21 protein-coding genes are annotated in these 24,549 nt (G+C 34.6%); 4 read left to right on the forward strand and 17 right to left on the reverse strand.

Annotated elements, in window-relative coordinates; genetic code table 11:
• Nucleotides 1–89: 89 nt before the first annotated feature.
• Nucleotides 90–1,643, reverse strand: coding sequence for an aldehyde dehydrogenase family protein (locus tag OLM61_RS18660; RefSeq protein WP_264524103.1), 1,554 nt, complete (start codon nucleotides 1,641–1,643; stop codon nucleotides 90–92).
• A 145-nt stretch (nucleotides 1,644–1,788) separates the two neighbouring features.
• A complete protein-coding gene (locus OLM61_RS18665) occupies nucleotides 1,789–2,583 on the reverse strand; it encodes a DUF1338 domain-containing protein (RefSeq protein WP_264524104.1) in 795 nt (264 codons plus the stop codon).
• Between the two features lie 210 nt (nucleotides 2,584–2,793).
• Between OLM61_RS18665 and OLM61_RS18670 the strand changes: the two genes are divergently transcribed.
• Nucleotides 2,794–3,264: an Lrp/AsnC family transcriptional regulator gene (locus OLM61_RS18670; protein ID WP_264524105.1), complete on the forward strand. Its 471-nt coding sequence runs from the start codon at nucleotides 2,794–2,796 to the stop codon at nucleotides 3,262–3,264.
• 371 nt (nucleotides 3,265–3,635) lie between these two features.
• On the opposite strand, the gene OLM61_RS18675 is transcribed toward OLM61_RS18670, so the two are convergent.
• The 6 genes from OLM61_RS18675 to OLM61_RS18700 form a co-directional block, all read right to left on the reverse strand.
• The gene (locus OLM61_RS18675; RefSeq protein ID WP_264524106.1) at nucleotides 3,636–4,637 is read right to left on the reverse strand and encodes a helix-turn-helix domain-containing protein; all 1,002 of its coding nucleotides are present in this window, start codon (nucleotides 4,635–4,637) and stop codon (nucleotides 3,636–3,638) included.
• Nucleotides 4,634–5,608 (reverse strand): helix-turn-helix domain-containing protein, encoded by a 975-nt coding sequence (locus tag OLM61_RS18680; RefSeq protein ID WP_264524107.1) that lies wholly within the window; start codon nucleotides 5,606–5,608, stop codon nucleotides 4,634–4,636. Before OLM61_RS18680 ends, OLM61_RS18675 begins: the two co-directional genes overlap by 4 nt.
• A gap of 86 nt (nucleotides 5,609–5,694) precedes the next feature.
• Entirely contained in the window at nucleotides 5,695–6,039 is a 345-nt protein-coding gene (locus tag OLM61_RS18685) for a hypothetical protein (RefSeq protein WP_264524108.1), read from the reverse strand.
• A gap of 665 nt (nucleotides 6,040–6,704) precedes the next feature.
• Nucleotides 6,705–7,394 carry a DUF6090 family protein gene (locus tag OLM61_RS18690; RefSeq protein WP_264524109.1) on the reverse strand — a complete coding sequence of 230 codons (690 nt, stop codon included), beginning with the start codon at nucleotides 7,392–7,394 and terminating at the stop codon, nucleotides 6,705–6,707.
• 71 nt (nucleotides 7,395–7,465) lie between these two features.
• Entirely contained in the window at nucleotides 7,466–9,436 is a 1,971-nt protein-coding gene (locus tag OLM61_RS18695; RefSeq protein WP_264524110.1) for an OmpA family protein, read from the reverse strand.
• Nucleotides 9,437–9,600: 164 nt separating this feature from the next.
• Nucleotides 9,601–10,524, reverse strand: coding sequence for a type IX secretion system membrane protein PorP/SprF (locus OLM61_RS18700; protein ID WP_264524111.1), 924 nt, complete (start codon nucleotides 10,522–10,524; stop codon nucleotides 9,601–9,603).
• 393 nt (nucleotides 10,525–10,917) lie between these two features.
• Between OLM61_RS18700 and OLM61_RS18705 the strand changes: the two genes are divergently transcribed.
• Complete coding sequence (locus tag OLM61_RS18705; protein ID WP_264524112.1) at nucleotides 10,918–11,112, forward strand: hypothetical protein; 195 nt, start codon at nucleotides 10,918–10,920, stop codon at nucleotides 11,110–11,112.
• 80 nt (nucleotides 11,113–11,192) lie between these two features.
• On the opposite strand, the gene OLM61_RS18710 is transcribed toward OLM61_RS18705, so the two are convergent.
• Complete coding sequence (locus OLM61_RS18710) at nucleotides 11,193–14,069, reverse strand: histidine kinase (RefSeq protein WP_264524113.1); 2,877 nt, start codon at nucleotides 14,067–14,069, stop codon at nucleotides 11,193–11,195.
• 67 nt (nucleotides 14,070–14,136) lie between these two features.
• Between OLM61_RS18710 and OLM61_RS18715 the strand changes: the two genes are divergently transcribed.
• Nucleotides 14,137–14,943, forward strand: a complete 807-nt coding sequence (locus OLM61_RS18715) for a LytR/AlgR family response regulator transcription factor (RefSeq protein WP_264524114.1) — start codon at nucleotides 14,137–14,139, stop codon at nucleotides 14,941–14,943.
• Between the two features lie 558 nt (nucleotides 14,944–15,501).
• Here the strand turns inward: OLM61_RS18715 and OLM61_RS18720 are convergent.
• From OLM61_RS18720 to OLM61_RS18735, 4 genes are all read right to left on the reverse strand, one after another.
• Entirely contained in the window at nucleotides 15,502–16,098 is a 597-nt protein-coding gene (locus tag OLM61_RS18720) for a PorT family protein (protein ID WP_264524115.1), read from the reverse strand.
• 276 nt (nucleotides 16,099–16,374) lie between these two features.
• A complete protein-coding gene (locus OLM61_RS18725) occupies nucleotides 16,375–16,731 on the reverse strand; it encodes a hypothetical protein (protein ID WP_264524116.1) in 357 nt (118 codons plus the stop codon).
• Nucleotides 16,732–16,763: 32 nt separating this feature from the next.
• The gene (locus OLM61_RS18730; RefSeq protein WP_264524117.1) at nucleotides 16,764–18,176 is read right to left on the reverse strand and encodes an L-dopachrome tautomerase-related protein; all 1,413 of its coding nucleotides are present in this window, start codon (nucleotides 18,174–18,176) and stop codon (nucleotides 16,764–16,766) included.
• A 47-nt stretch (nucleotides 18,177–18,223) separates the two neighbouring features.
• Nucleotides 18,224–19,006: an acetolactate decarboxylase gene (locus OLM61_RS18735; protein WP_264524118.1), complete on the reverse strand. Its 783-nt coding sequence runs from the start codon at nucleotides 19,004–19,006 to the stop codon at nucleotides 18,224–18,226.
• A gap of 313 nt (nucleotides 19,007–19,319) precedes the next feature.
• Here OLM61_RS18735 and OLM61_RS18740 point away from each other — a divergent pair, with 313 nt between their 5' ends.
• Nucleotides 19,320–20,972 carry a hypothetical protein gene (locus OLM61_RS18740; protein WP_264524119.1) on the forward strand — a complete coding sequence of 551 codons (1,653 nt, stop codon included), beginning with the start codon at nucleotides 19,320–19,322 and terminating at the stop codon, nucleotides 20,970–20,972.
• A gap of 73 nt (nucleotides 20,973–21,045) precedes the next feature.
• On the opposite strand, the gene OLM61_RS18745 is transcribed toward OLM61_RS18740, so the two are convergent.
• From OLM61_RS18745 to OLM61_RS18760, 4 genes are all read right to left on the reverse strand, one after another.
• The gene (locus tag OLM61_RS18745) at nucleotides 21,046–22,422 is read right to left on the reverse strand and encodes a nucleoside permease (protein WP_264524120.1); all 1,377 of its coding nucleotides are present in this window, start codon (nucleotides 22,420–22,422) and stop codon (nucleotides 21,046–21,048) included.
• Between the two features lie 66 nt (nucleotides 22,423–22,488).
• Entirely contained in the window at nucleotides 22,489–23,181 is a 693-nt protein-coding gene (gene cmk / locus OLM61_RS18750) for a (d)CMP kinase (RefSeq protein WP_264524121.1), read from the reverse strand.
• A gap of 46 nt (nucleotides 23,182–23,227) precedes the next feature.
• Nucleotides 23,228–23,830, reverse strand: coding sequence for a murein L,D-transpeptidase catalytic domain family protein (locus OLM61_RS18755; RefSeq protein ID WP_264524122.1), 603 nt, complete (start codon nucleotides 23,828–23,830; stop codon nucleotides 23,228–23,230).
• A gap of 113 nt (nucleotides 23,831–23,943) precedes the next feature.
• Nucleotides 23,944–24,546 carry a murein L,D-transpeptidase catalytic domain family protein gene (locus tag OLM61_RS18760; RefSeq protein WP_264524123.1) on the reverse strand — a complete coding sequence of 201 codons (603 nt, stop codon included), beginning with the start codon at nucleotides 24,544–24,546 and terminating at the stop codon, nucleotides 23,944–23,946.
• Between the last annotated feature and the right edge of the window lie 3 nt (nucleotides 24,547–24,549).

Below are 24,549 nucleotides of genomic sequence, written 5' to 3' on the forward strand. Positions count from 1 at the left end.
CTTATAAGACAGCCTTTTGCAAAACTGTCTTATTCAATGCAGTATTCTCTTGATTGTGATTTTAGTATAGGCTTTAGTTCTAACTCGGCTTATAAATCAAATTTAATTCCTTGTGCCAATGGCAGACTAGTCGTGTAATTAATAGTATTGGTTTGTCTGCGCATATACACTTTCCAGGCATCGGAGCCGGATTCTCTCCCTCCGCCTGTTTCTTTTTCTCCGCCAAATGCACCGCCAATTTCGGCACCGGATGTACCAATATTGACATTTGCAATACCACAATCAGATCCTGTAACAGATAAGAACAATTCGGCCTCTCTTAAATTATTAGTCATGATTGCAGAAGATAAACCTTGTCCGACACCGTTTTGAATTGCAATTGCGTTTTCGACAGTTCCAGAGTATTTTAGTAAGTACAAGACTGGGGCAAAAGTTTCGTGCTGTACAATTTCAAATGAGTTCTCAGCCTCAGCAATAGCAGGTTTTACATAACATCCGCTTTCGTATCCGGAGCCTGAAAGTACGCCTCCTTCAACCAGAATTTTTCCACCTTCAGCTACCACTTTATCTAAAGCCTGTTGGTACATTTCAACCGCCTGAGTATCGATTAAAGGACCAACATGGTTATTCTCATCCAACGGATTTCCGATGCGCAATTGCTTGTAGGCAGCCACTATCGCATCTTTTACTTTATCGTAAATACTTTCGTGAATGATTAAACGACGGGTGGATGTGCATCTTTGTCCCGCTGTTCCAACGGCACCAAAAACGGCACCAATCACAGTCATTTTAATATCGGCATCAGGTGTTACAATAATCGCATTGTTACCGCCTAATTCCAGTAATGATCTTCCCAAACGTCCTGCAACTACCTGCGCTACGATTTTCCCCATACGGGTAGAACCGGTAGCCGAAATTAAAGGAATACGATTATCGTTGGTTAGCAACTCTCCTATCTTATAATCACCATTAATTAAACCTGAAATACCTTCCGGTAAATTATTTTCTTTGATGACTTCACTTATAATATTCTGACAGGCAATCGCACAGATAGGTGTTTTTTCTGAAGGTTTCCAAACACAAACGTCTCCACAAATCCAGGCCAGTGCAGTATTCCATGCCCAGACAGCCACCGGAAAATTGAAAGCTGAAATAATTCCTACCACTCCCAAAGAATGATATTGCTCGTACATACGATGACCCGGACGCTCTGAATGCATTGTTAATCCATGCAACTGACGTGAAAGACCTACTGCAAAATCGCAGATATCAATCATTTCCTGCACTTCGCCATAACCTTCCTGCAACGACTTCCCCATTTCGTAAGAAACCAGTTTTCCTAATGCCTCTTTATGCACGCGTAACTTTTCCCCAAACTGACGTACGATTTCTCCTCGTTGTGGCGCCGGCATCAGCCTGAACTGTTTAAAAGCAGTTGTTGCTGCCTCCATAACCTTCTCATAATCTGCAGCGGTTGATGTTTTAACTTTTGCTATCAATTGTCCATCTACAGGAGAATAGCTCTCCAGAATTTCTCCGCCTGAAAAATGATTCAATCCGGTTGAAGTTCCCTCATTTATATCTTTTATGCCCAGTTGGCTTAAAGCTTCTTTTATTCCGAATTGTAATTCTGTTACTGCCATTACGACTTTTTTAATATTGATTATCCAACTTTTTAGTACTAGAAACATAGAAGAGTAATAGGTTCAAAAACTACCCTCTTTTACACTATTAATACATCATTAAAAAGTTGATTGTAATAAAGATGATTGTACTTACTTCAGGTAATTATTTAGCTTCCTGCAACTTTACATCCGTGCTCTCGAATATCTTATCGGCAGATGATGCCACAAACCCCTGGTACAATTCTCCGTTGGCCATTGGGTAACGAAGTGCAAACTCGTAATAACAAGAAGGAATTTCTACAGCACCTTCTTCAAAATCGACTACATACAAATCAGCCAGTGTACTGGATTGTTCCAATAATTGCTCTGGAGTACCTTTGATTTTTCCACCTGATGCGTTCAGTTTCCATCCGCTCTCTTCCAGGAAAGTATTAAGTTCTTCTAAGGTTGTAAATCCTTTTAAAGCATTGGTACTGATGGTAAAGTGATTGGCTCTGAATCCGTATACATACATCCACGCAGCATACTCCGATTCCTCCAGTAACGATTTGTACACGGCCTGTGAATTTCCTTTCCACACAGAACCACTTAAAACTAACTCGGGATTATTAAATAAATTCGAATCACAGCTGTTCAGAATATCCTGTACAGTTGCCTGCAATTCAGGGGAGCATTTTTCTAATTCTAACTCCGAAATAAAAATTCGTGGAGCATCTTTATCTGTAGTATGTTCGTAATGCTTAGCAAACAATTTTTTACTTTCAAAATTATACTCTCCTCTTGCTTCATATCCAACATTCAAAAAAGGTTTTTCCAAAACCTCAATATTTACACGTTTATCATTGAAGGTACGTATAGCAATATGATCATTTTTTATCTCTTCTCCTCTTTCTTCGAGTAATTCATGTATTTTTTTTGCAGATGGGGTAATATTAGCATATTGCTCCCATAATTTCATAAGTAATTGATTTTTATCCATTTCAGTTTTGTTAAAATAGTGTGATTATGACACAAATTTATATATAATAGTGTTATTATAACACCATAGACTTACGTTTATTTAAAATTCGACACTTCGTGCGGTTTTTTTTGTAATTTTGACATTTATAAAACCTGTTTTAACTAAAGAATTGTCAAAATAATAGAAATCACTAAACTTCCCCCTGCCATGCCAAGTATCAAGAAGAATGAAAATACTGACTATTTAGACCGCGAAATCATACAAATGTTAAGCAAAAATGGAAGAATCTCTTTTTCAGATTTAGCCAAAGAATTAAACATATCCAATTCATTGGTTCATTTAAGAGTCAGAAAGTTACAGGAATCGGGAGTGATTACTGGTTTTTCGGTAAAGCTAAACCCGAAAGAAATTGGTTTTGAGACGACTACGTATACCGGAATTGTAACCAAAGAAGCACGTTTTTCCTACTCGATTGCCGAAAAATTAAAAGAAATACCGGAGGTTGTAGAGTGCCATTGGGTTTCCGGAAAGTATGCTTTATTCATAAAGATTGTTGCCATCAATAACGAAGAACTTCGTAAAATTTTATACGAACAAATTCATCAGATTGAAGGTGTTGGAAGTACAGATTCGTTTTTCTCTTTTGGCTCGGCATTTGAGAAGAATCTTCCGGTTTAATTCGATTTTGGTTCAATCGGAAGGTGTAGTAGTTTCCTCTTTTTTTGTTTGTGAAGAGGGATAATGCGGTTTTCTTGATATTCTAAACTTATATGTGCCGTTCTTATGGAACTTCTTTGGCCAACGGATTAAAATCCGTTGTTACAGAATGGATCGTTTCTACGAAACTTAATATCCATATACTAAATTTATACGGGACGTTCTTATGGAACTTCTTTGGCATGTTGCTCTATTACCAACGGATTAAAATCCGTCGTTACAAAATTGGTCGTTTCTACGAAACTATAGTAACTTAATTATGCAATTAGATATACTACTCTATGAACAACTGCTTAAAATCCAGTGTTACAAGATTTATTATTTCTCAGAAACTATTCTGGCTTGTTTTTAACAACCAGATCCTCAGCAGGGCTTCTTCCTAAAAATTTAAAGTACTCTTTCGAGAAATGGTCTATTCTGGTAAAATTCAGGTCGTAACCTAACTGAACAACAGAGCTGTAAGAGCCGCTGCAAAGTAATTTATGAGCTAGTACTATTTTTTCTCTTTTAAAAAAATCATTTGGTGTAACTCCTTCTATCTCCTTAAAAAGTCTTTTATATTTACTTGCCGACATACTGGCGATTTCCGACAGCTTCAAAATTCCCGGAAACTTGTTTTTTAGATTTTTGACCAGAAATTTTTTAGAAATATCTAAGGCTTCCAGGTCAATCTTTTTGATTCCCTGAGACAGAGGGACAACATCCGAATAGCGATGAATAAAGTTTCCCAATAATTTTAAAGCGAGCCCTTTTAGATAAAAATTAAAATGCTCGTCTAAAACTGTTTTTCGCATTACCGAATCAATCAGTATTCTGCTGTTACTGTCAATTAAATCTTGAAAATACAGGTCTTTTCTATCGAATCTGTCGTTGTTTTTTGAGGACGGATTCTGGTCTGTTGTTTTTATGAATAAAGGATGTAGTAGTTTTTGATCTACTATCAAACGTATCGTAAATATTCTTTTTCCGGCTGGATGTTCGCATGTATTTCCGATCGTATTTTTCCAGACAAATAGCCCCAGATTGACCTTAGACCCTACCTGATAACTAATATCACGAATCTGAATCATATTGACTTCTTCACTAAGATCAAAATTTATAATGTATAAATCATCCTTATTTGCCAAATGCTGTACTCGTACAGGCGCTGATAATACAAAATCCAGTAATAAAGCAGACATACCCGGAATGACCTCAACAAAAAAGGAGTATCCTTTTCCGATAGTATCCGGTAAAACCAAAATTTTATCGTTTTCTAAAGTTACTTCTAATTTTGCCGCCAGCTCTTTATACCATAAGGATGATAATCCGTTACAATATTTAAGTTCTTTCATGATAATTGTTGTGTAAATACTCTCGGTGACATATTATACCTTTTTTTAAAAGCTGATCCAAAATACGCAGCATTGCAAAAACCAAACTTCTCTGAAATTTCAGTTACTGTTAACTGCTGTTCTTCCAGAAGTTCTTTTGCTCTGTAAAGCTTAGTATTCATATAATAAGATTGCGGACTTGTTTTTAGTACTTTTTTGAAAACATACTTAAATTTAGAAGGAGACATATTCACCTGATCACAAAGCACATCAATTCCCGGAAAAGCTCCTTTTAAATTTTGACTCAGCATTTTTTCGGTGTCTTTTATTTTCATTAAATCATACTCACTAATTTCCGAATTAGTAGTTTTAGTTGTGGACATAGGATCCAAAAGTTCTGAGATAAGCAAATAAGCTGTAGCGATCAAATCCAGATCAAAACAACTGCTTCCAACTTCTTTGCGTCGTAAATCTGTAAGATAGGTAAGGCTTTCAGAACTCATTCTGCCAAATTTTGCCAAAACAGTATGATCAGATTGAAAAAGATTGTGCAGTATTTTATCTTTTTTATTAAAGGAGTAAAACAAATCTTTTCTAACAAACAGGTACAAAGCAAATCTTCGACTTCCACTTTTACTGATACGTTCTATTTCTAATGTACCATCGATAACGGCAAGATTATATCCTCCTTTTTTAAGAACTTTAGAATTATTCTCAGAAGAAAACTTAATTTCACCCTCCTCTGTCAAATCATAATAAATGCCTACAAAGTCCTTCTTTTTACTTTTCTGAACCATCAGCAGGTCAGTTTTGTATTCAATATCGAGATATAGTGCCGATATTCCTTCTCCGCAATCTAAAAAATAGCGGCTGCCTGTATGTACTTCTGGCGAAGCTGCAATAAAATTGCCTTCTACTTTTCCTCCGAGTTCTTTGGCCACAGGCTCAGCCCAATCCAAACCAGATTCATAATGACAGATAATTTTTTCCATAAAAGAATAAATATTATAGATAGCTACGTATTCAAATCTAAATTGTTAAGACATTCCGTAAAGCTTTACGGATCGAAACCGTCAATTTACAGCGCCAAGTCGATACAAAGTCCTAACTCTAATCTCATTTCTGCTTTGACTTTGGTACAATCAAAAAGATAAACACCTTTCATCCTCTTCAGCTTTGATTTCATTGTCTGGTCTAAATAAGATGCTATAATCGGTACACCTCTTTTATGCAACCGCATCAGATCGGTTATCTCATTATCACTATACAACATGAAAATAACTACATCATATCCTTCTAACGAGTTGTCGAAATGAGTAATATCTTTATAAGAGTCAAATACAAAATCATCTCTGAATTCATATTTTAAGAACCTGGCAAAATACCTTTGACTGTCAAACACCAAACCTTTTTTCTTTTCCATAATCAATAACTTTACATTTCTAATCCTTCTGATAATGCGCCTTTTTCTACTTATCTTATGCTACAATTTCAAGATTTGAACTTTCCGAATAAAATAATAATTATCACTATCAACTTATAAAACTAACTTTCAACACCTTAGCTTTAAACACAAATTTAATAACAAGTTAAACCACCCACTTTCCATTTGTAATAACGAGTAGTAATGAAGAAATAACTGGTAAATTGAATGTAAAAACCGAATTGTTTTGAAGGAAAAAACACCAGTATTGTTCTTAAAAAACAACTTAGAAAGCTGGCAAATACTTTACTTTTATCTGTTTTTCAGTGTATCCTATCTCTTAGTAAGGTTATAGAAACAAGGTTCGTTCTGTAGCTATATTACTGCTACTCTTGCAACAGACTATGCCTTAGAACTGCTCATTTGTCTGCGAAACGGACGGTTAAAGGAGTTTACTGTTTTTGTAAACAGACATGATCATGAGAACAATGACCAGGAAGAAAAAAACTTAACAATGGCCACACATAGAAACAGCACTTTTTGAGCTGAAAAACAGCTGCAGTATGCTACCTCTGCCCCACAGATGCTATAAACCCTATGTGTTAACTAAATATACTTTTAAACTACTCCTAAACGGAGTTTACAGTAATTTACGCAACAAAATTTTATTGATTTTTAAGTTCCTTAATAATAGAATCAATTAGTGCGATATTTTCTTTATAAACAGTATCGCATTGGAGCCCGGCTTGTCTTGCTAAATCAAACATCACTTTTGACCGGCGGGTTAAAAACATTTCTTTTTTATCCTTTGCAGTTGTTGCATAATCATTTAGTATTCTGATTTGATTATTGTACCTGTTTTCAACTTCAATAGTCAATGGTACTCTTTGTTCATAAAATCGAAGGATTAACTTTTTTATCTCTCTGTTTTTTATAAAACCAATTTTGCCACTCGATTTAAATCCTTCATAGTTCCCACTATCAAACTGATGTGTTAAAAAATTAAGTACAAAAACAACATCATCTCCACTTTTATCTATACTGTCAATGAGTTTTTGATCTATTTTTAGTAATTCAACAAACATTTCTGTTGCTGTACTTACATTAGCAATATGTTTCACCTGACTGTTTCTTTCTTCCTTTAAGTCTTCTTTAAGATCCGTTAAAAACTCCTCTACTTCATTTTGATGGTGTCTGTTTTCACTCCAGCTATGCAACGAAATTGAGAGCATTACCGCAAAAACAATTATGATAACTTCCGAAACAAAGTGTTTTATTTTCTCTACAAAGTTCTTTCCCTGATACATTTCAGCGGCTGCTACTTTATTCAAATGTTTTCTTAATTCCTCTTCCATAGTTATTACTATTAATTATTGCAAAAAATAAAAAATCTCTTTTGGTGAAATAATCAAAACGATTGTAAATTTTATTCAGTAGTACTCACAATTAAAAATTCGCTTCTTCGATTAATAGCATGTTCTTGTTCGGTACAAGGAACCCCGTCTACACATTTATTTAAAATCATCATTTCTCCGTAGCCCTTTCCTGTTAATCTTGCCACATCAACTCCTCCTGTCTTTACCAACCAGTCAATTGTTGCTTTGGCTCTCAGATTTGAAAGCTTCAAATTATAAGCATTACTATTACGGCTGTCGGTATGTGCCCTGACATCTATTTTAAGATTAGGTCTTAATTTCATTAGCTCCGCTATTTTGGCAAGCTCTACCAACGCATCTTCCCTAATTACCGATTTGTCCAGATCAAAATAAATGTCACGAAAATTAAACAGTTTAGCCAAATCAACACCTACTTCTAATTTTCGCACTTTCTCCTGCATCGAAAATTCCTGTGGTTTCTTGTCACTATCAAAATTGGTAAAAAAGCTTTTCTCAATCGTTTCATAATTTTCTCTTTCTGCTTTGATGTAATATTTTTTGCCTGCAGTAAGATTTTCAAATTTGTATGTCCCCAAAGGACTTGAAGGGACCTTAACCAAAAGGTTCATTTTTTCATCATACAATGAAACCTCGGCATCTGAAATAGGAAGATTGGTTTCTGTATCAATTAGGTTTACAAGAATTTCTTTACTATAATCGGTATCTAAAGGCCGATCTTCCGTGAATTTATAAATATCATCAAAACCCAGTCCCATGTTCCGGTTAGAAGAAAAAAATCCGGTTTTGGTTTTAGAATTGATATAGTAACAAAAATCATCAAAAGGGCTATTTATGGGTTCTCCGAGGTTGGTTACTTTGGATATGGAGCCGTCCGGATTAATTTTGGCAACAAAAACATCCAAACCTCCCAACCCTAATTGCCCGCTTGAAGCAAAATACAGTTCATTGTTTTCTGATACAAACGGAAAAGTCTCACGACCTTCTGTATTCACAGTTACTCCTAAATTTTCTGGTTTCCCATAGTTCCCATCATCGAAAATTTCTACTTTAAACAAATCAGACTGGCCAACGGTACCCGGCATATTTGAAACAAAATATAACGTTTTTTCGTCAGGGCTTAAGGCGGGATGTGCAACACTATATTCATTACTATTAAAAGGAAGTTCTGTAATATTATACCAGTCTCCATTTTTATAGGTTGCCTTATAAATTTTAAGCAACGCTACACCTTCGCTATTTGTACTTAATTTTCCATTTAAATAATTATTACGAGTAAAATAAACCGTTTTACCATCCTTCGTAAATACCGGAGTTGATTCACTGAATTTAGAATTTAATTTTTCAGAAAATAAATGCGGTTCCCCCAGAGTGCCGTTTTTGTCCATTTTACTAATCAATAAACTACTATAAGGCTGATTGTCCCACTTATTTACTTTATTAGCTCCTTTAAAATTAAGTCTCGACGACGCAAAAACTAAGTTCGTTTTATAAATAGCAGCTCCATATTCTGAATAAGAAGTATTAATTCCGGTATGCTGTAAAGTACATCTGCCGGAATTCATCTTTATTTCTTCCAAATAGTCTTTATTACTAACATATAATTTTGCTCTAATCTCATTTTCTGAATGCTGAGCAAAAAAGTTAAGATATTCTTTTGCTTTCTCATAATTTTCTTCAGACTTTAAAGTTTGAGAATAGCGATAATAATATTCCGGATTAACGAAGTTATCGTCATTTTCTTTCTTCATTTTAAATAATTCGGCATACCATTTATTTGCCTCCAATAATTGTCCATTGAAATAGTAAGAGTTTCCTAATTTTTGAAACAATTCTTTTGATTTATATCCTTTTTCTGCAACTCTTTTATAAATCTCTATTGCATCAATATAGGCCAGGTCATCGTATTTTTTATTTCCCTTTTTTATCTTGTTTTCCTGAGAAAAAGCAAAGAATGTAGTTACTAAAAATAGCACTACCAGAGCGTATATTTTTCTTTTCATAAATTATTTTTTTAAGTGTAAAAACTATATTGACTTTTTTAGACAAAGCAAATGGAAGAAAAATTTGATGTGATAAACAAATTTGAAAATCTTAGAGTCGGCTATGATAAAACCAATTAGGTTCCTGCCTGAAACCTGTCGGCTTTGTAAATTGAATTAACAACTTAAAAAAAACGCGCCGATGAACAAGAGCAATCTCTCATAATTCTTATAGGTAAATCAAATCGAAAAAAAAGTTCATGGGATCCCGAGTTGTACTTTCCTAACTTCGTTGTGTCGGCATCATAGGTATATCCGACAAACAGTCCCTTTGTTAGCTGAACTCCAATCAAAGCACTAACAGCAGCATTCCACCTGTATGCTGTTCCAAGTGTCAACTTATTGTAAACTAAAAAATTAGCCGAGAGATTAATTTGTAACGCATTTCCATTGACATAGTCTAATAGAACAGTCGGTTTGAATTTTACATTATCTGACATTTCAAAAACATGTCCGGCCATCCCGTAATAATGAATTCTTCTACGGGCTACTATATCTTTTCGCTCGTCAAAATCGCTCGTATCGATTAATATAGGAGTCGAAATTCCCACATAGGTATTCTCAGACATTAAAAAAATCCCTGCACCGATATTGGGCGAAAAATCATGTACGTTATTTTGAAAAACTAAATCATTTGTATTGTAGGGATTTAGTTTCGTATAATCAATATTCAATAGCGCAGCAGATGCTTTAAGACCAAAGAACAGCCAGTAATCATAATTCAATCTTGCATTATAAGATATATCGGCAGCAATTAAAGTTTCATTTGAAGGACCAATTTGATCATAAACAACAGATGCACCTAAACCTATTTTTTCTGAAATGGGGCCACTTACTGATAAATTCATTGTTCTTGGAGCTCCGTCAATTCCTGACCACTGCGTTCGGTTTAATCCAGTAATACTAATCGCTTCACGAGTTCCCACGTAGGCAGGGTTTATTGCTAAAGTATTATACATATACTGTGTATACTGGGCACCCTGCTGTGCATTTGCACTGAATTTACTCAACAGTAACCCTAATATTAAAACATGTAGTTTTCTCTCCATTTCTGTAAAATAATTATGATTTTATTAAATATCCTGCGAACGTAAATACGTCCTTTGCTTGTTCTATTTTCTTTTTTATTGTGACCTAAACGATCACCCTACAGTTTTAAATTGCATTCTTAATCTCCCGTTTTACCGAATCAGAATAACTGTGTATTCTAATTTTGTACTTCTATTGATAATGATTCGTACTCCAACAAAAGCGCTTATTTTTTCTAAAAAAAACATTTCATAAGACATCCCGTAATTTTATGTAAAGGCCTTATGTATTGCGCTTTTCCCATAGACTTAAGACAAAAATAACTGCGTTCCCGATATCAATATGCCCACTTGTAACAAACGGTTTAAACCAAGAAATAACTGGCAAATTAAAGTCTATAACTGCTTTTATTAGTGGAGTTTGGAGTTTGGAGTTTGGAGTTTGGAGTTTGGAGTTTGGAGTTTGGAGTTTGGAGTTTGGAGTTTGGAGTTTGGAGTTTGGAGTTTGGAGTTTGGAGTTTGGAGTTTGGAGTTTGGAGTTTGGAGTTGGTAAACCCGACAGGTTTCAAAAACCTGTCGGGTTTAAAACCTGTTCGTTTATCCTTTTAAAACAAAATTTGAAAGGGGTAAAAAATAACAAACCCGGCAGGTTTAAAAAACTGCCGGGTTCAAGTTATCTGATTAAAACATTATTCAGAGGAGCCGTCAAATTCGAAATAATAAAGTGGTACTGTTATGATAACTCTTGTGCCACAAGCTACACCATCTTTCTCTAAGTCTTTAATTTCTAAAGTGTGACTTCTTTTTCTGAGTTTGGTTAAAATCCGGAATCTTTCTTGTATGATTAAAGATGCCAATGGCTTATGATCAAGGCTCTGAGTGCTGCCGGACTTTCTCCTTCCAACTCCATTGTCTTCAATGATGATTTTTAAACTGTTATTCAATGAATAAATTTCGATCAGCAGCTCTTTCCTGTTTTTACTGGCATTTAATCCATGCATGATCGCATTTTCTACAATGGTCTGCACTACCATGACAGGAATTTCAATGCTTTTTAGATCTAGTGTTTCCTCTATCTTATAAGTAACAAACAATTCGTTATTGCTTCTAAGCTGTTCAAAGTCCAAATAGGTTTTGATATATGCCATTTCTTCCTCTAAAGAGGTGATTTTGTCCCGTGTCACTTCTAAAGTAGACCGCAACAATTGAGCAAATTTGTTTAAAAATAAATTGGCCTCCTCTATTCCTTTTGTAAATAATATACCTTGCAAATTGTTTAGGGCATTAAACAAAAAGTGCGGCTTCATTTGATTTTTCAACGATTTAAGCTCGAGGGTAATCAATTCTAATTTTAACTTGTTTCTTTGATTAATTTTTTTTCTAAAATAGCGCAAAAAGTAAAAAACCATCGTAAGGTACATCGCCATGACCGCGATAAAAAAGGAATTGGTTTCCCAAAAATAAGGTTCGACTTTAAAACTGACTTCTTTAAAAGATTTCTGACTGGTGTCTCTTAAATTACGCGCACAAACTTCAAAAATGTAGTTTCCGTGAGGCAAGTCATTAAAAAGCACATTTCTGTTCTGTAGTCGGCTCCAGGAAGTATCATCATAATTTCCATTTTTTACCAATCGATAGAAAATTTCGAAGCAGTCTTTATTATCAAATGTACGAAGCGAAGTCCTGATCATAATATTGCCATACTTACCTTGCTTTATACTTCTGTCTTTTGCATTTAAAATTGATTTTTCACCCACAAGAAAATCAAGGATCTGAACTTCTGCTGAAGCGGTTTTTTCTAAATAGCTGTTTTTAATCACCGAAATACCATTGTCAGTAATGACGATAAACTTATCTTTTTGAAAGGCCATATCTAAAATACGTCCACGCAATATTCCTTCGTCAAAATTTATTCTATTAAAAAAATGCCATTTTCCATTCGTTCTATTATAGACTGTAATATCGTTATAGGTGGCCAAGTATACTTTATCGTCATAGTATTTTATAAAATAACAATTGTCTTTAAGTCTTATTTTCTGCTGTATTTTTAAATTATTATCTAAAAAGAACACCATTCTGCTGCCGGTTCCCACTATAACACCATCTTTCATTTTTCGGATAAAACTGGTTTGTTTAATGGCTGTATTCTTGTTCTTTTCTTTGGTGGCAAAATTATAAGAAGCCACCATCTCTTCGTTACCAACCACTCCTAAGTTGTTGTTCAGGCAGAAATATTTAAAACGTATATCCGTAAAATCAAATGTGATTCTTTCGTTGTGCTCACTTTCAATAAAGTTTTTTTCAATGGCATATAGATTGTTGTCATTGTCTATGAAACTTTTTTCCAGATTAAGCTTGGCGTTAATCTCCTTAAAACTAAAATCGTTTGTTTTTTTATTATAGAAGTATTTGCCTTTGTTACTAATAAGACATATATCATCTCCTGAGAAAAACAAATTAAAAAGTTTTCCTTCAAACTTTCTAATGATTTTTACCTCGAAATTTGTGACATCCACCACTCCAAATAAATTGGTACTGGCAATAAAATAAAGTTTGTCACCCTCTAAACGACTCTTTTCGATAAAAATATCGTTGGAACCAAACAGCTTATAATTGACATTGTTTTGAATTTCCAGACCGCTGTATTTCACAAAATACAATCGATTCTTTTCATCAATAAGCCAGAAGTTTTTACCCGAATCCACAAAAACCGATTTGAACTCCTTACCGTTAAGCCTGATCAAATCACCAATATTTTTAAACTCCGTACCCTTAGTTTTCTGGCCAGCAGCTGTAAGAGAATGTAGTTTTAGCGTATCTTTTGCAGTATATAAAGGAGTAATTTGCTTTAAATCATCAATAAGATGGTCCACTTTATTGTAATAAAAATTGTAAAGCAATTTTTGATTACTGGAGTCTATTTTTGCAGATTGGGTGTACAAACCAAAACGATGCAAATCAATATTACTCTGCCGGGCTTTGTAAAAAGGTTTTAGCCTGAATTTGTTACCGGGTTCTATAACAAAATGTCTTTTAAAAAAGCGATCGTAACCGTAATAGGTTTTTGTCTTTTGATCGTATCTATGGATTTCAGTATCTTTCTTTTTAGGTTTGTAGGGAATAAAAGAATTCCCAGGAGTTAATAAATAACATTCACCATTAGTTACCGAACTGAAATAAATACTTCCTTTATTCTCAAAACAAAAAAAAAGCCCTGGAATTTTTCTGGCTACTTTTATGTAAAAAACCTGATGTTCCTTTATGTATTTAAGTCCATAGTAGTAATCGCACACCCAGATTCTGTTTTTAGAATCAATTTGAGAATATACAATATCATTGGAATCAAGTCCATTTTCGATCGAGAAATTTTTAAAAGTACTTCCATTAAAACGCGTCATACCATTGTTTGTCGCAATCCAGATGTTGTGCTGCAAACCTTCGCTTACGCTATATACGAAATCTGACTTCAATCCGTTTCGCGAATCCACAATCACAAACTGATTGCGAAATTGCGACTGTACGCTTTGAAAAACTAATAAAATTAAAACGATCAAAAATTGTTTCATGTTATTATTTTTTTTGTAATATTATATGATCAAAAAAAACTTACCAAAAATAATTTATTATAAAGATATGATATCTAAAATCAATGCCATACTAGTTGACGATGATTTTCAAAATCTGGAATTATTAAAATATTTCCTGACTAAATTCTGTCCTTTAATTAATATTATTGGAGAAGCGAGTAATGTTGAAGATTCTATTGAACTAATTAACAAACTATCACCTCAGGTGGTATATCTGGACATACAGCTTCATGAAAAAAATGCCTTTGAAATTTTAGACTGTATTGATTTTTCAGAAATTGAAATCATTTTTGTAACCGCCTATAATGATTATGCCCTAAAAGCATTTAAATACAATGCGATTGATTATATCGTAAAACCAATCATTATTGATGACATTGTAGTGGCTACCAATAAGGTGATTATGAAATTGAATGAAAAAGAACAATTTAATCATTTTTTAAAACAGGAAACCGAACCAGTTCGTAAAGTAGTAACGCTGCCATCACAATCTAAATCTATAGCAGATCCACCATCAGCTGCGGTCAACACTGATCATATTACGATCAATTCGTTAGACAAAATAGTCATCATGAAGAAAGAGGATATTTTATTTTGTAAGTCTGATGGAAGGTACACCACCTTCTTTCTGGAAAATAACATGGAACATGTCTCAAGCAAAAATTTAGGGGAATACAGCTCACTACTTGATCCGGTCATTTTTTTTAGAGTCCATCATTCCTATATTGTCAATATAAACCATATCACAAAAATTAATAAAAAACAGGGCTATTATTGTGAAATGTCTAATGGAGCTAAACTTCCTATTGCCAGAAGAAGAATTGATAGTTTAAAAAAAGTGCTACAGATATAAATTTAATTTCACTCTTCTGTTACAACTAAAAATTAGCAGTTCAAGAAGCTCTGATAATCTTACTCCTAAAAAAAATTGTACAGGCTGAGATAATGCAAGGTAGCTATTGTTTACTACTATTGCATTACCTCACTTATGTCCCGCACGTTTTTTATCTTCTTGATGTGTACAAAAGGAATATCAAACAGGCTAAAGGAACAACACAAAAAAATCTTCCAAAAACACTTCTACAATTCAAAATTTAACAAAAAAAAGCAACTAACTTAGAGCCTCAAAAAAAATACTTTCCATTTTAGATTGTTTATCCACTTACTTAAATAAACAGCTTTTTCATCATTTCCTTTATAACCTGTTTAATAAAACCTTTCGTTTTCTGATTACAAATTTAAGATCAAGTTATGAGATGTGAAGGCCGTTTTCAATAACTGCGTCGTTTATGAAATAAACGGTTACTATTCTCTAAAATTCGCATTAAAAACAAAAAAAGAGGAGATTTACTCCCCTCTCAAAAATGGTTAAAATATTAAAAAATGGTTGGTCTGCTAATTCTTATTCTACTTATTTAAATCTATAATTAAATCCTCCTGTCGCGATTCCTTTATATCCATAGCCTAATTCTATAAATGCACCAAATGCTTTTCCAACTCTTAAACCCACCGGATTAATCTGAAAAGCAAATCCAAGTGCATTATCTTTATAAGAACCTCCTACCTGATCCTTTGTAGATAAGCCAATAAACCCCACGCCGCCAGAACCGTAAAAATCTAATCGGGAGGTTTTAATATAACTGTACTGCCCCATTACCATTCCCATAAAATAATTACTTGTTCTTTTTACTGTTTTAGGATTTGTTCTGCTCTTTTCAAATTTATCCTCCGTTCTCATGTAGCTTATATCTCCTCCAATCTTAAGTCTCTCCCCTATGTTGTAACGATAACCCATTTCGTACATTCCGAACACGGTAGACTTGGCATCCTTGTATTTGACTCCAGTTATACCCGAAACAATGGTATTACTCAAGGAGTTAGCAAACGACTCAGTAAGAAGAATATACGATGCATCACTATATGCCAATCTTACTTCGCTTTTACCTTTTTCTTGTGCAGTTACCACAATCGCGCACAATAACAGCGCTGTAATCATTACTTTTTTCATTAACTTTTCGTTTTAAAATTTAAATTAGACTATTCCTCTTATTTCTTAAGCGGAATCATATGCAAAAATTACATATTTATCTTACAAATATAAAACAAGTACTATACGAAGCTTATGCTTTTAAATAACTTAACTATTCCTGCAATAAGTGGATATAATAAGGTTATATATGGCAGAATATGAAGTCCAAAAACAAAAAAAACACATTATACGCTTACTGTATAATGTGTTTTTGTAATGTTAAACGGGTAATCTGCTTAGAAAACTTCTTTTAATTTAGCCGTACAAAGCCATTCCATCCCGCATTCGCTCCACCAGACCTATGCAAAGTATGACTGAAAATAGTGTTGTTATCCATGCAATAAAACCAAAGACCAATAACAGCTTTTGAACAGAAGTCCGGGCAAAATGCTGCTGCTCTTCTTTTGAAACATGCTGCCAAATGTTTTTAAAGTTCTTATAAATCATGATTCCCACAAGTCCCATAGCTGCAAAAATAAAAGCCGTTATCAGAGTCAGCATGTAGAAAAAGGGCTGATTGTCATGAAGAAAAACATCACTTCCTACAACTAAGCTAAGTGCAAATAACGCTGCTATGGCTATACTGACGGAGAACCTGAAAAATTTGAACATTTTATTTTTGAATTAAATTTAATAGCATGCTTTTAATGCTTAAAACGATAAATGTAATAAGGTGGTTTTCCCTGATCATCGGCGCCAGTAAAGGCAGGAGTACTATTAAGCTGATTTACCGAAATATACATCCAACCATCCGGACCTTTATAAACATTATCCGGCCACTGCAATTTTTGAGCATCTTGTACAATAGTAGTCAATTTACCCGCAGTATCCAATTTTGTTATGGCATGTTCCTGGAGATTGGTAAAGTAATGATTTCCTGCTTCGTCTGTCAAAGCACCGTCACTAAAAGGTTTGTTGCCTATTTTTTTGATGGCATTACTAATTTCGGCATCACTTTTTTCTTCTCTGAACAATCTGGCTGGTACACTATACCATGAAGTACCATTCATTGCTCCAAAAAAGATGGTTTCTCTGTCATTCGAAAGTGTAATGGGATCAATAGCAACACGAGCCGATTTCCCTCCAAAATAGGTCACTTTTCCATCAATAATCATGTCTTTATCTTCTGCTTGTAAAGAAAGGTGCCCGCTAAATCGACGTACTTTTTTTGTTTTCAAATTCAATACAATGATTCCCGGATTGGCAATATCCGCCAGATAAGCAAAACCATTCTTCTCGTCAATAGCAACGTCTTGTGTAAAAGTGCCTTTTGGAGCCACTGCTTCAGGCAGTTCAATTTTTTCCACTACCTTATTTTTACTGATGTCAAAGGCCCAAAGTCTGGATTTTCCGAGTTCAAGTCCCATATCAGTTACCCAAAGTCGATTGTTTTTATCAAAGATTAATCCCAGCATTGCATCAAATTTAGCATCGCTTGGTTTTGCACCATTCTTCTGATAAGCGGCAGAGGGATACGGAACGACCTTTCCGTTGACTATCTCAACCAATTGCATTTTTTGGCTTCCCAGTGGATGTATGGTAGCAAAAACCCGACCCTCAGCCGATACGGCCACATCACCCGGGCGTATGTCCATGGCTGCAACCACTTCAAGTGCAGTTGCCGTCTTGTCTGTGTTTCCAAAATAACTGGCAGTTCCTTCAATCCAGTCTTTGCGTGGCGGTGCAAAAAAATCAATATCTAATGTTCCGTCTTCCAAACATTCGAACTGATGGGGTATATTGCCCGGAATAATCAAAACCTCACCGGCACTCACAATATAATCTTTACCCTGCATGCTTACTTTCACACTGCCTTTTGTAATGTAAGTGGTTTGTTCATTTGGATGCTGATGCAGCGGTACTTTGGCTCCCTTGTCCATCTTAAACAGTGCGAGCATGCCTTGTTCTCCATATACATATTTGCGTTGTAATTTATCACCCAGTTGTTCCCATCCCAAGTTATCGAATTTTAGATGCTGGATTTCTTTTGTCTGCTGTGCTGTCATAGCAGTAGCGAGCAAAATCATTGTAGAGATTGCTAGTTTAAATTTTGTCATGTTTTGTAGAATTTTAAATGATAAAAGCGATTTATACCGGCACTCTTTTAATAAGAGCTTTTAACGCCGTTTTGCTTTGTCCAGGGTTTGTTAAAGGCTTTGCTCTGCTGCGGCAAAATAATCTCACAACCCGGTTTTTCGTCTATGCTGACTTTTATTGTTGCTGTAGTTAATTTTCCAGACATTAGATGTCCACCATACTTACGATCTCTGGAGATAAAATGAAAATGAAACGGAGATAAATCGATAGCGGAGAAATAAGGCGGATTGTAAAAACCAACCATAGTGCCCGAAATATGTTCTTTTGGATACAAAGGCCTTGTCTTCATGAGTTCGGCCAGCCCGGTAGTCTCATTTTCATCGAGACGCCTGGCGCCACCGACTGTAATGTTTTCAAATTCACATTCGATATGAACGGCATAAGGTTTATTGACAGAAGGGAGTCTTTTTATCACTTCATTCTGGAGTTTTTCGATGTCTTTTATATTGTTGAGTTCAAATGTTGTATCGGCTTTAAAGAAAGCGACAGAGCCAAACGGTATTTTACGGCTGTTTGCTGCAATCCCGATCAGTCCGGAAGCATCTACCCGATAAAAAACACCATCGAGTACGATCATTTCACCGTCTAAATAATTGTAAGTCCCAATTCCGAAATTCCCTTTTTTGGCGAGTTCTCCAATCGTAAGTTCACCTGTATAAACACCATTGCGAAGCGCATCCATAACCGAGTAATGAAAAAGCGGTTTCTCTTCATGAACCTGTGCTTTTACAGATAACAAACCTAATGTAGCAATAAAAAAAGCGGTCAATCCGGTGGTATTATTTCTCATGGTTTTACGTATTAGAGGACTGTGTTCCATTCTTATACCAGCAAAGATATCCCTAAAGAAAGTAAGACAAATTGTACATGTAAACAATTTTCCTGTACAATTTTATCAAGGGCTTAAAAATAATTTTCTATCAGCAGAAAGTTGCAATAAACTCTATGTTGTACCCCTGTCTTGAAACCAAACATCATTAAGAGCAAAAGACATGTTAGAATTAGTTGTCTCAACGGGTTAACATAGTACCGATTTACGATAATAAACCGGCATGTAAACTTTTGTAAAGCAATGATATTTGTTGTACTTTACTTCTAAAAATATGATAAAATTAATTCCTTTCAGATTTCAAAAATATTACTGTTCAGCAAGTTGTTTTTTAGTATTCGCCGCATGCAAAACCACTAATCAGGATGTTATCCAGCACAATTATATCGCCGGAGAAAAAAACAAAGGCGATTTGTTTTACAACAATCTACTGGATGTTTCTATTGACATCCCTCAAAATGCAACCTATGAAGATCTTTCTAAGATTCATAAAAATACATTAAGGAAAAGAGTTGGGAATTATAAAGATCTTTCTTCTGCTCAGGCAATACTTAGCTATAAAACAGACCAAAATTTAGAAAGTTTCTATTTTTTTGAAAAGATTGAAAAGCCAATTGACACCCTTACGCATGAAAAACTACTGCAAAATGACAGTACAAATGGGATTGTAATTTTTGAAAAACAAAAGGGGGCAAAAAAAATCATTTCACTTACACGAATGTCAGGGAGCATGAATGATTTAGAAAAAGCCAAAGAAAATATTCGAAGAGTTCATTTAGACAGTACCTCTTTGAATAAACTGTCTTATATGCATCTCTTTAATTATTATACCGCCGAACCTCATAAAAATTACCTACAGGGAAGGGAAAAAATAAGGCTGGCTCCAATAAAAGATCCCAAAAAAATAATGTTCAAAGATCCTTTGTATTTAACCATCAATTCTTTTATCGGTACTAATAAAGAGTACAATTTACTGATCAAACATTACGAAAGTGATAAACGCGATTTTAATCGTACTGTTCTCAATTCACTATCCAATAATGAAGTCAAAAAAGAAGAAGCTGTACTTGCAGCAATTGCAGATCTGGCAGAAAACAATCAGATTATTATGCTCAACGAGGATCATTTTTACCCAAAACATCGTTTGTTTGCTATGAATCTTCTTGACGTTTTGAAACAAAAAGGATTCACTGTGATTTCCATGGAAACCTTTATGCCAAATCTAAGTACTACCACTGCACCCGTTCCAAATACCAAAAATGGTTTTTATATCAAAGACCCTTATTTTGGTCACTTTGTAAGAAAAGCAAATGCTATGGGATTTACATTGGTAGGACATGAGAATTCTGATCAGAAAACAAACCGGGAAATAGGTCAGGCAAAGAATATTATGAAAATATTAGAGAAAGATCCAAAGGCTAAAATTTTTGTTTATGTGGGACATGGTCATCTGGAAGAAGATGGAAAACAACGTTTTATGGGCAGTTATTTAAAAGAGTACTCCAACATAAATCCTATTACGATCAATCAGGAGACTGTTATGATGAAGACTAAAGAAAAGTTGATTTTGCTTCCTAGATCGGTATTTGCAAAAGATACTTTAATGAAATCAAGTGCCGATTATTTTTTAATCAATAACCTCGAAGCCAATCTTCAATCTGTTTACCCGAATCAGGTTTTTAAAAAAGTTAGTCTGAAAGATCAAAAATTCACGCAGTTTAAAAACCAAGAACTTTTGGTTGACGTTTTCTTGTCAGAAGAATACAATTCCACTAAAAATGCAGATGTACTAATTCCGATTCAATCTACCCTAATTACTCCAAAGAATGGCACAATTGAAACGGATTTGCCGGTTGGCAGCTATTATATTACGGTAAAATCGTCCGATAATGATCTGTTTCAATTTAACCGCATCGAAGTCAATTAATGATATAACTTATGCCAAAAAAAATCCCGTTTTCTTAAATTGAAAACGGGATTCCAGAAAATGTTTTATGTTTTTAATGACTCAAATTTTCTATTTCTTTTGGGTCATGTTTGTGTTTGAATAAAATAGCAAAAGCAATCGCAATTACTAAGGCATATGCTGCAAATGACAGCCATATATTATGCCAGTCTTTCATTAAAATTGGATTTGTAAAAATTCCGTCAGTCGAAATCGAATTGCCTTGTCCTTTCACAAATTCCAGCATTCTTGAATTTGTGCTTTCGGTTTGTAAAAATCCGGCTAACTCAGTAGTATTTGTGAATGATTTGGTAAAGAAACGATCAATAGCCCAACCGGAAGTCAAACTTCCCAGAACGGCACCTACACCATTGGTCATCATCATGAATAATCCCTGCGCAGACGAACGTATTTTTGAATCGGTATTGCTTTCAACGAATAAAGAACCTGAGATGTTAAAGAAATCAAATGCCATTCCGTAAACGATACACGATAAAATAATCATCCATAAACCACCTACAGGATCTCCAAATCCAAATAATCCAAAACGCAGTACCCAAGCCAGCATGCTGATCAACATTACCTGTTTGATTCCGAAACGTCTTAAGAAAAACGGTATTGCCAAAATAAATAAGGTTTCAGAAACCTGAGAGATCGACATGATGATCGTCGAATATTGGATTACAAAAGAATCGGCATATTTAGGGAAATGTTTGAATTCGTCTAAAAATACGTCTCCGTAAGCATTGGTCAATTGCAAAGCACCTCCTAAAAACATAGAGAATACAAAGAACAAAGCCATTTTATAGTTTCCAAATAATTTAAAGGCTTCCAATCCTAAAGTTTCTACCATTGAAGCATCTTCTTTAGTCAGACGCTGAGGCTCACATTTAGGCAATGTAAAAGCATATATTCCAAGAATTAATGCACCAACTCCGGCGATATAAAACTGGTATTCTGTTGCTTTGCTTCCACTTAAATTAGTGATCCACATGGCAGCAATAAAACCAATAGTTCCCCAAACACGGATTGGTGGAAAATCTTTTACTATGTTTTTATTGTTTAGTTTAAGCGAAGTATACGAAATAGAGTTACTCAAAGCAATTGTAGGCATGTAGCAACACATTGCGATAAACATAACGTATATAAAATTATCCGGTGTCGTAACATGTGCAATACCAAATAAAACAACTGCATAGACAATGTGCAGGGCTCCATACAGTTTTTCTGCATTAATCCATCTGTCTGCAATAATTCCGGTTAAAGTGGGCATGAATAAAGAAGCAATTCCCATGGTTCCGAAAACAAGACCAAATTGGGTTCCTTCCCAATTTTTAGTTCCAAACCAATAATTTCCAATTGTTATAAGCCAGGCTCCCCAAACAAAAAATTGAAGAAAGCTCATTATAATCAACCTATTTTTAATTCCCATATGATGAAATTGTCTTTAAATAAATAAAGCGGTAAAACTACCATTAAAAATGATATCTACAAAAAATTAAACTGTTTTAACAACATCCTTTACTAATTCGAGAACTGCATCAAACTGTTCTTCCCTGTTTAAGTAAGAATTATCTATTTCTATCGCATCATCGGCAATGATTAAAGGGGAATCTTCGCGGTGTGTATCGATATAATCTCTTTCGACTACATTTTTCAGCACGTCTTCATAAGAAACGTTATCGCCTTTCTGCTGTAATTCATCGAAACGTCTTTGTGCACGGGTTTCGGCACTGGCAGTCATGAAAATTTTAAGTTCGGCATTAGGAAAAACTACGGTACCAATGTCTCTTCCGTCCATCACTATCGCTTTGTTTTTTCCCATTTCCTGTTGCTGCTCGACTAGTTTAGAACGCACTTCGGAAACCTCGGCTACTTTACTCACAAAGCTGGAAACCTCGATGGTTCTGATTTGTTTCTCTACATTTTCACCATTGAGATACATTTCGGCAAAACCCAGATCAGGATTAAATTTAAACTCTAACTGAATGTTAGGCAAAGCTGTTATAAGAGCTGCTTTATCAAAAAAATCTGATGCAATAAGCTGATGCTGCATGGCAAAGTAAGCCACCGCCCGGTACATTGCTCCGGTATCTACATAAACATATTCTAACTCTTTCGCTAATTGTTTGGCCAAAGTGCTCTTTCCTGTTGAGGAGAATCCATCAATTGCAATGGTAATTTTTTTCAATTTTTTTATATTTAAGTTTAAACTTGTTTACTGTGCTGGTCCGGATTTAATAGTAAATACTCATCACAATATCGGATCCGGAATTGTCTATTATTTTTGCTACTCTTTCAAAATACTTTTTGTTCACCATCGGGCATCCATAACTGTTGCAAATATATCCTTTTTGCTCTTCATACGGAACATCAAAATAATAATGAAAAACAATATCTCGATCAAATGCATTCGAATTTGTAGCATCCAATCCGTATAATTTATAGGCTTTGCCAAACTTTCCGTTATAATGCTCACCAACAGTATATTTCCCTAATGAAGTACTGAGTGAATTGGGAATATTACTAAATTTTAGTTTGCCTTTTGTTTTGGTCTCAGACCCCAAACCATGAGCTACTAAACCTTTGTCAATAATTTTGTTGGTTTTTAGATCGTATACAAAAAAACGATTTTTACCGGAAGGTATTTTCATATCGATAAAAAAGGCAAATCTGTCGTTGTATTTTGGATTGCTTTTTATGATATCGCGGACTTCATTGATTTTTTGGGTATCAATTGTTTTTGCTACTACTGGAGGAGCTTTACTGTCTTTTCTGACTATCTTATACCCCACAAAAATCAGGAGTACCACAAGAAAAATAAAAAGGATTTTCTTCATCTGAAAATAGTAATGTAATGGAATAAGGTTGAAAAGGAAACAAAAAAAATGCTGTTGAAGGAAAACAACAGCAATATACGGTTTAAGTCTATTGAAATTATATTCTAAGTTTTCTAATAATAAACATCGAGAATGATATTTGACTTAGAACAATCGATATATTTTTCAAGTCGTTTGAAGAATTGCTCGTTTACCATTGGACAGCCGTGACTGTTGCTGATGTAATAGTCCTGTTCTTCATAAGGAACTGCTGAGTAATAATGCAATACAATCGCTCTTTTTAAAGCATTGTTATTGGTTTCATCCAGACCGTTTAATTTATAGGCTTTGCCAAAAATTCCTTTGTAACATTTTTGAATCACATAACGTCCCAATGCAGTACAATTGGAATTAGGGGTATTACTGAATCTCAGACTTCCTTTTATACCGGTTTCAGATCCCGAGCCATGTGCTACAAGGCCCTGATCTATGATTTTGTTGTTTGCCAGATCGTAAACAAAAAAACGATTTTTACCTGATGGTATTCTCATATCAACAAAAAAAGCAATTTTAGTATTGTACTTAGAGTCAATACTAATCATGTTTTTAATTTCGCTTACTCTGGTATTCATGCGCTCTACTTCCATGCTGGAAATAGTAGTCTCATTTTTATAGTAGTGTTTCGCACCCGTTAAAACGCCTACGGTTAAAAACAAAAACAAACTAAGTATTTTCATATC

Source organism: Flavobacterium sp. N502536 (assembly GCF_025947345.1).
Lineage (GTDB): Bacteria > Bacteroidota > Bacteroidia > Flavobacteriales > Flavobacteriaceae > Flavobacterium.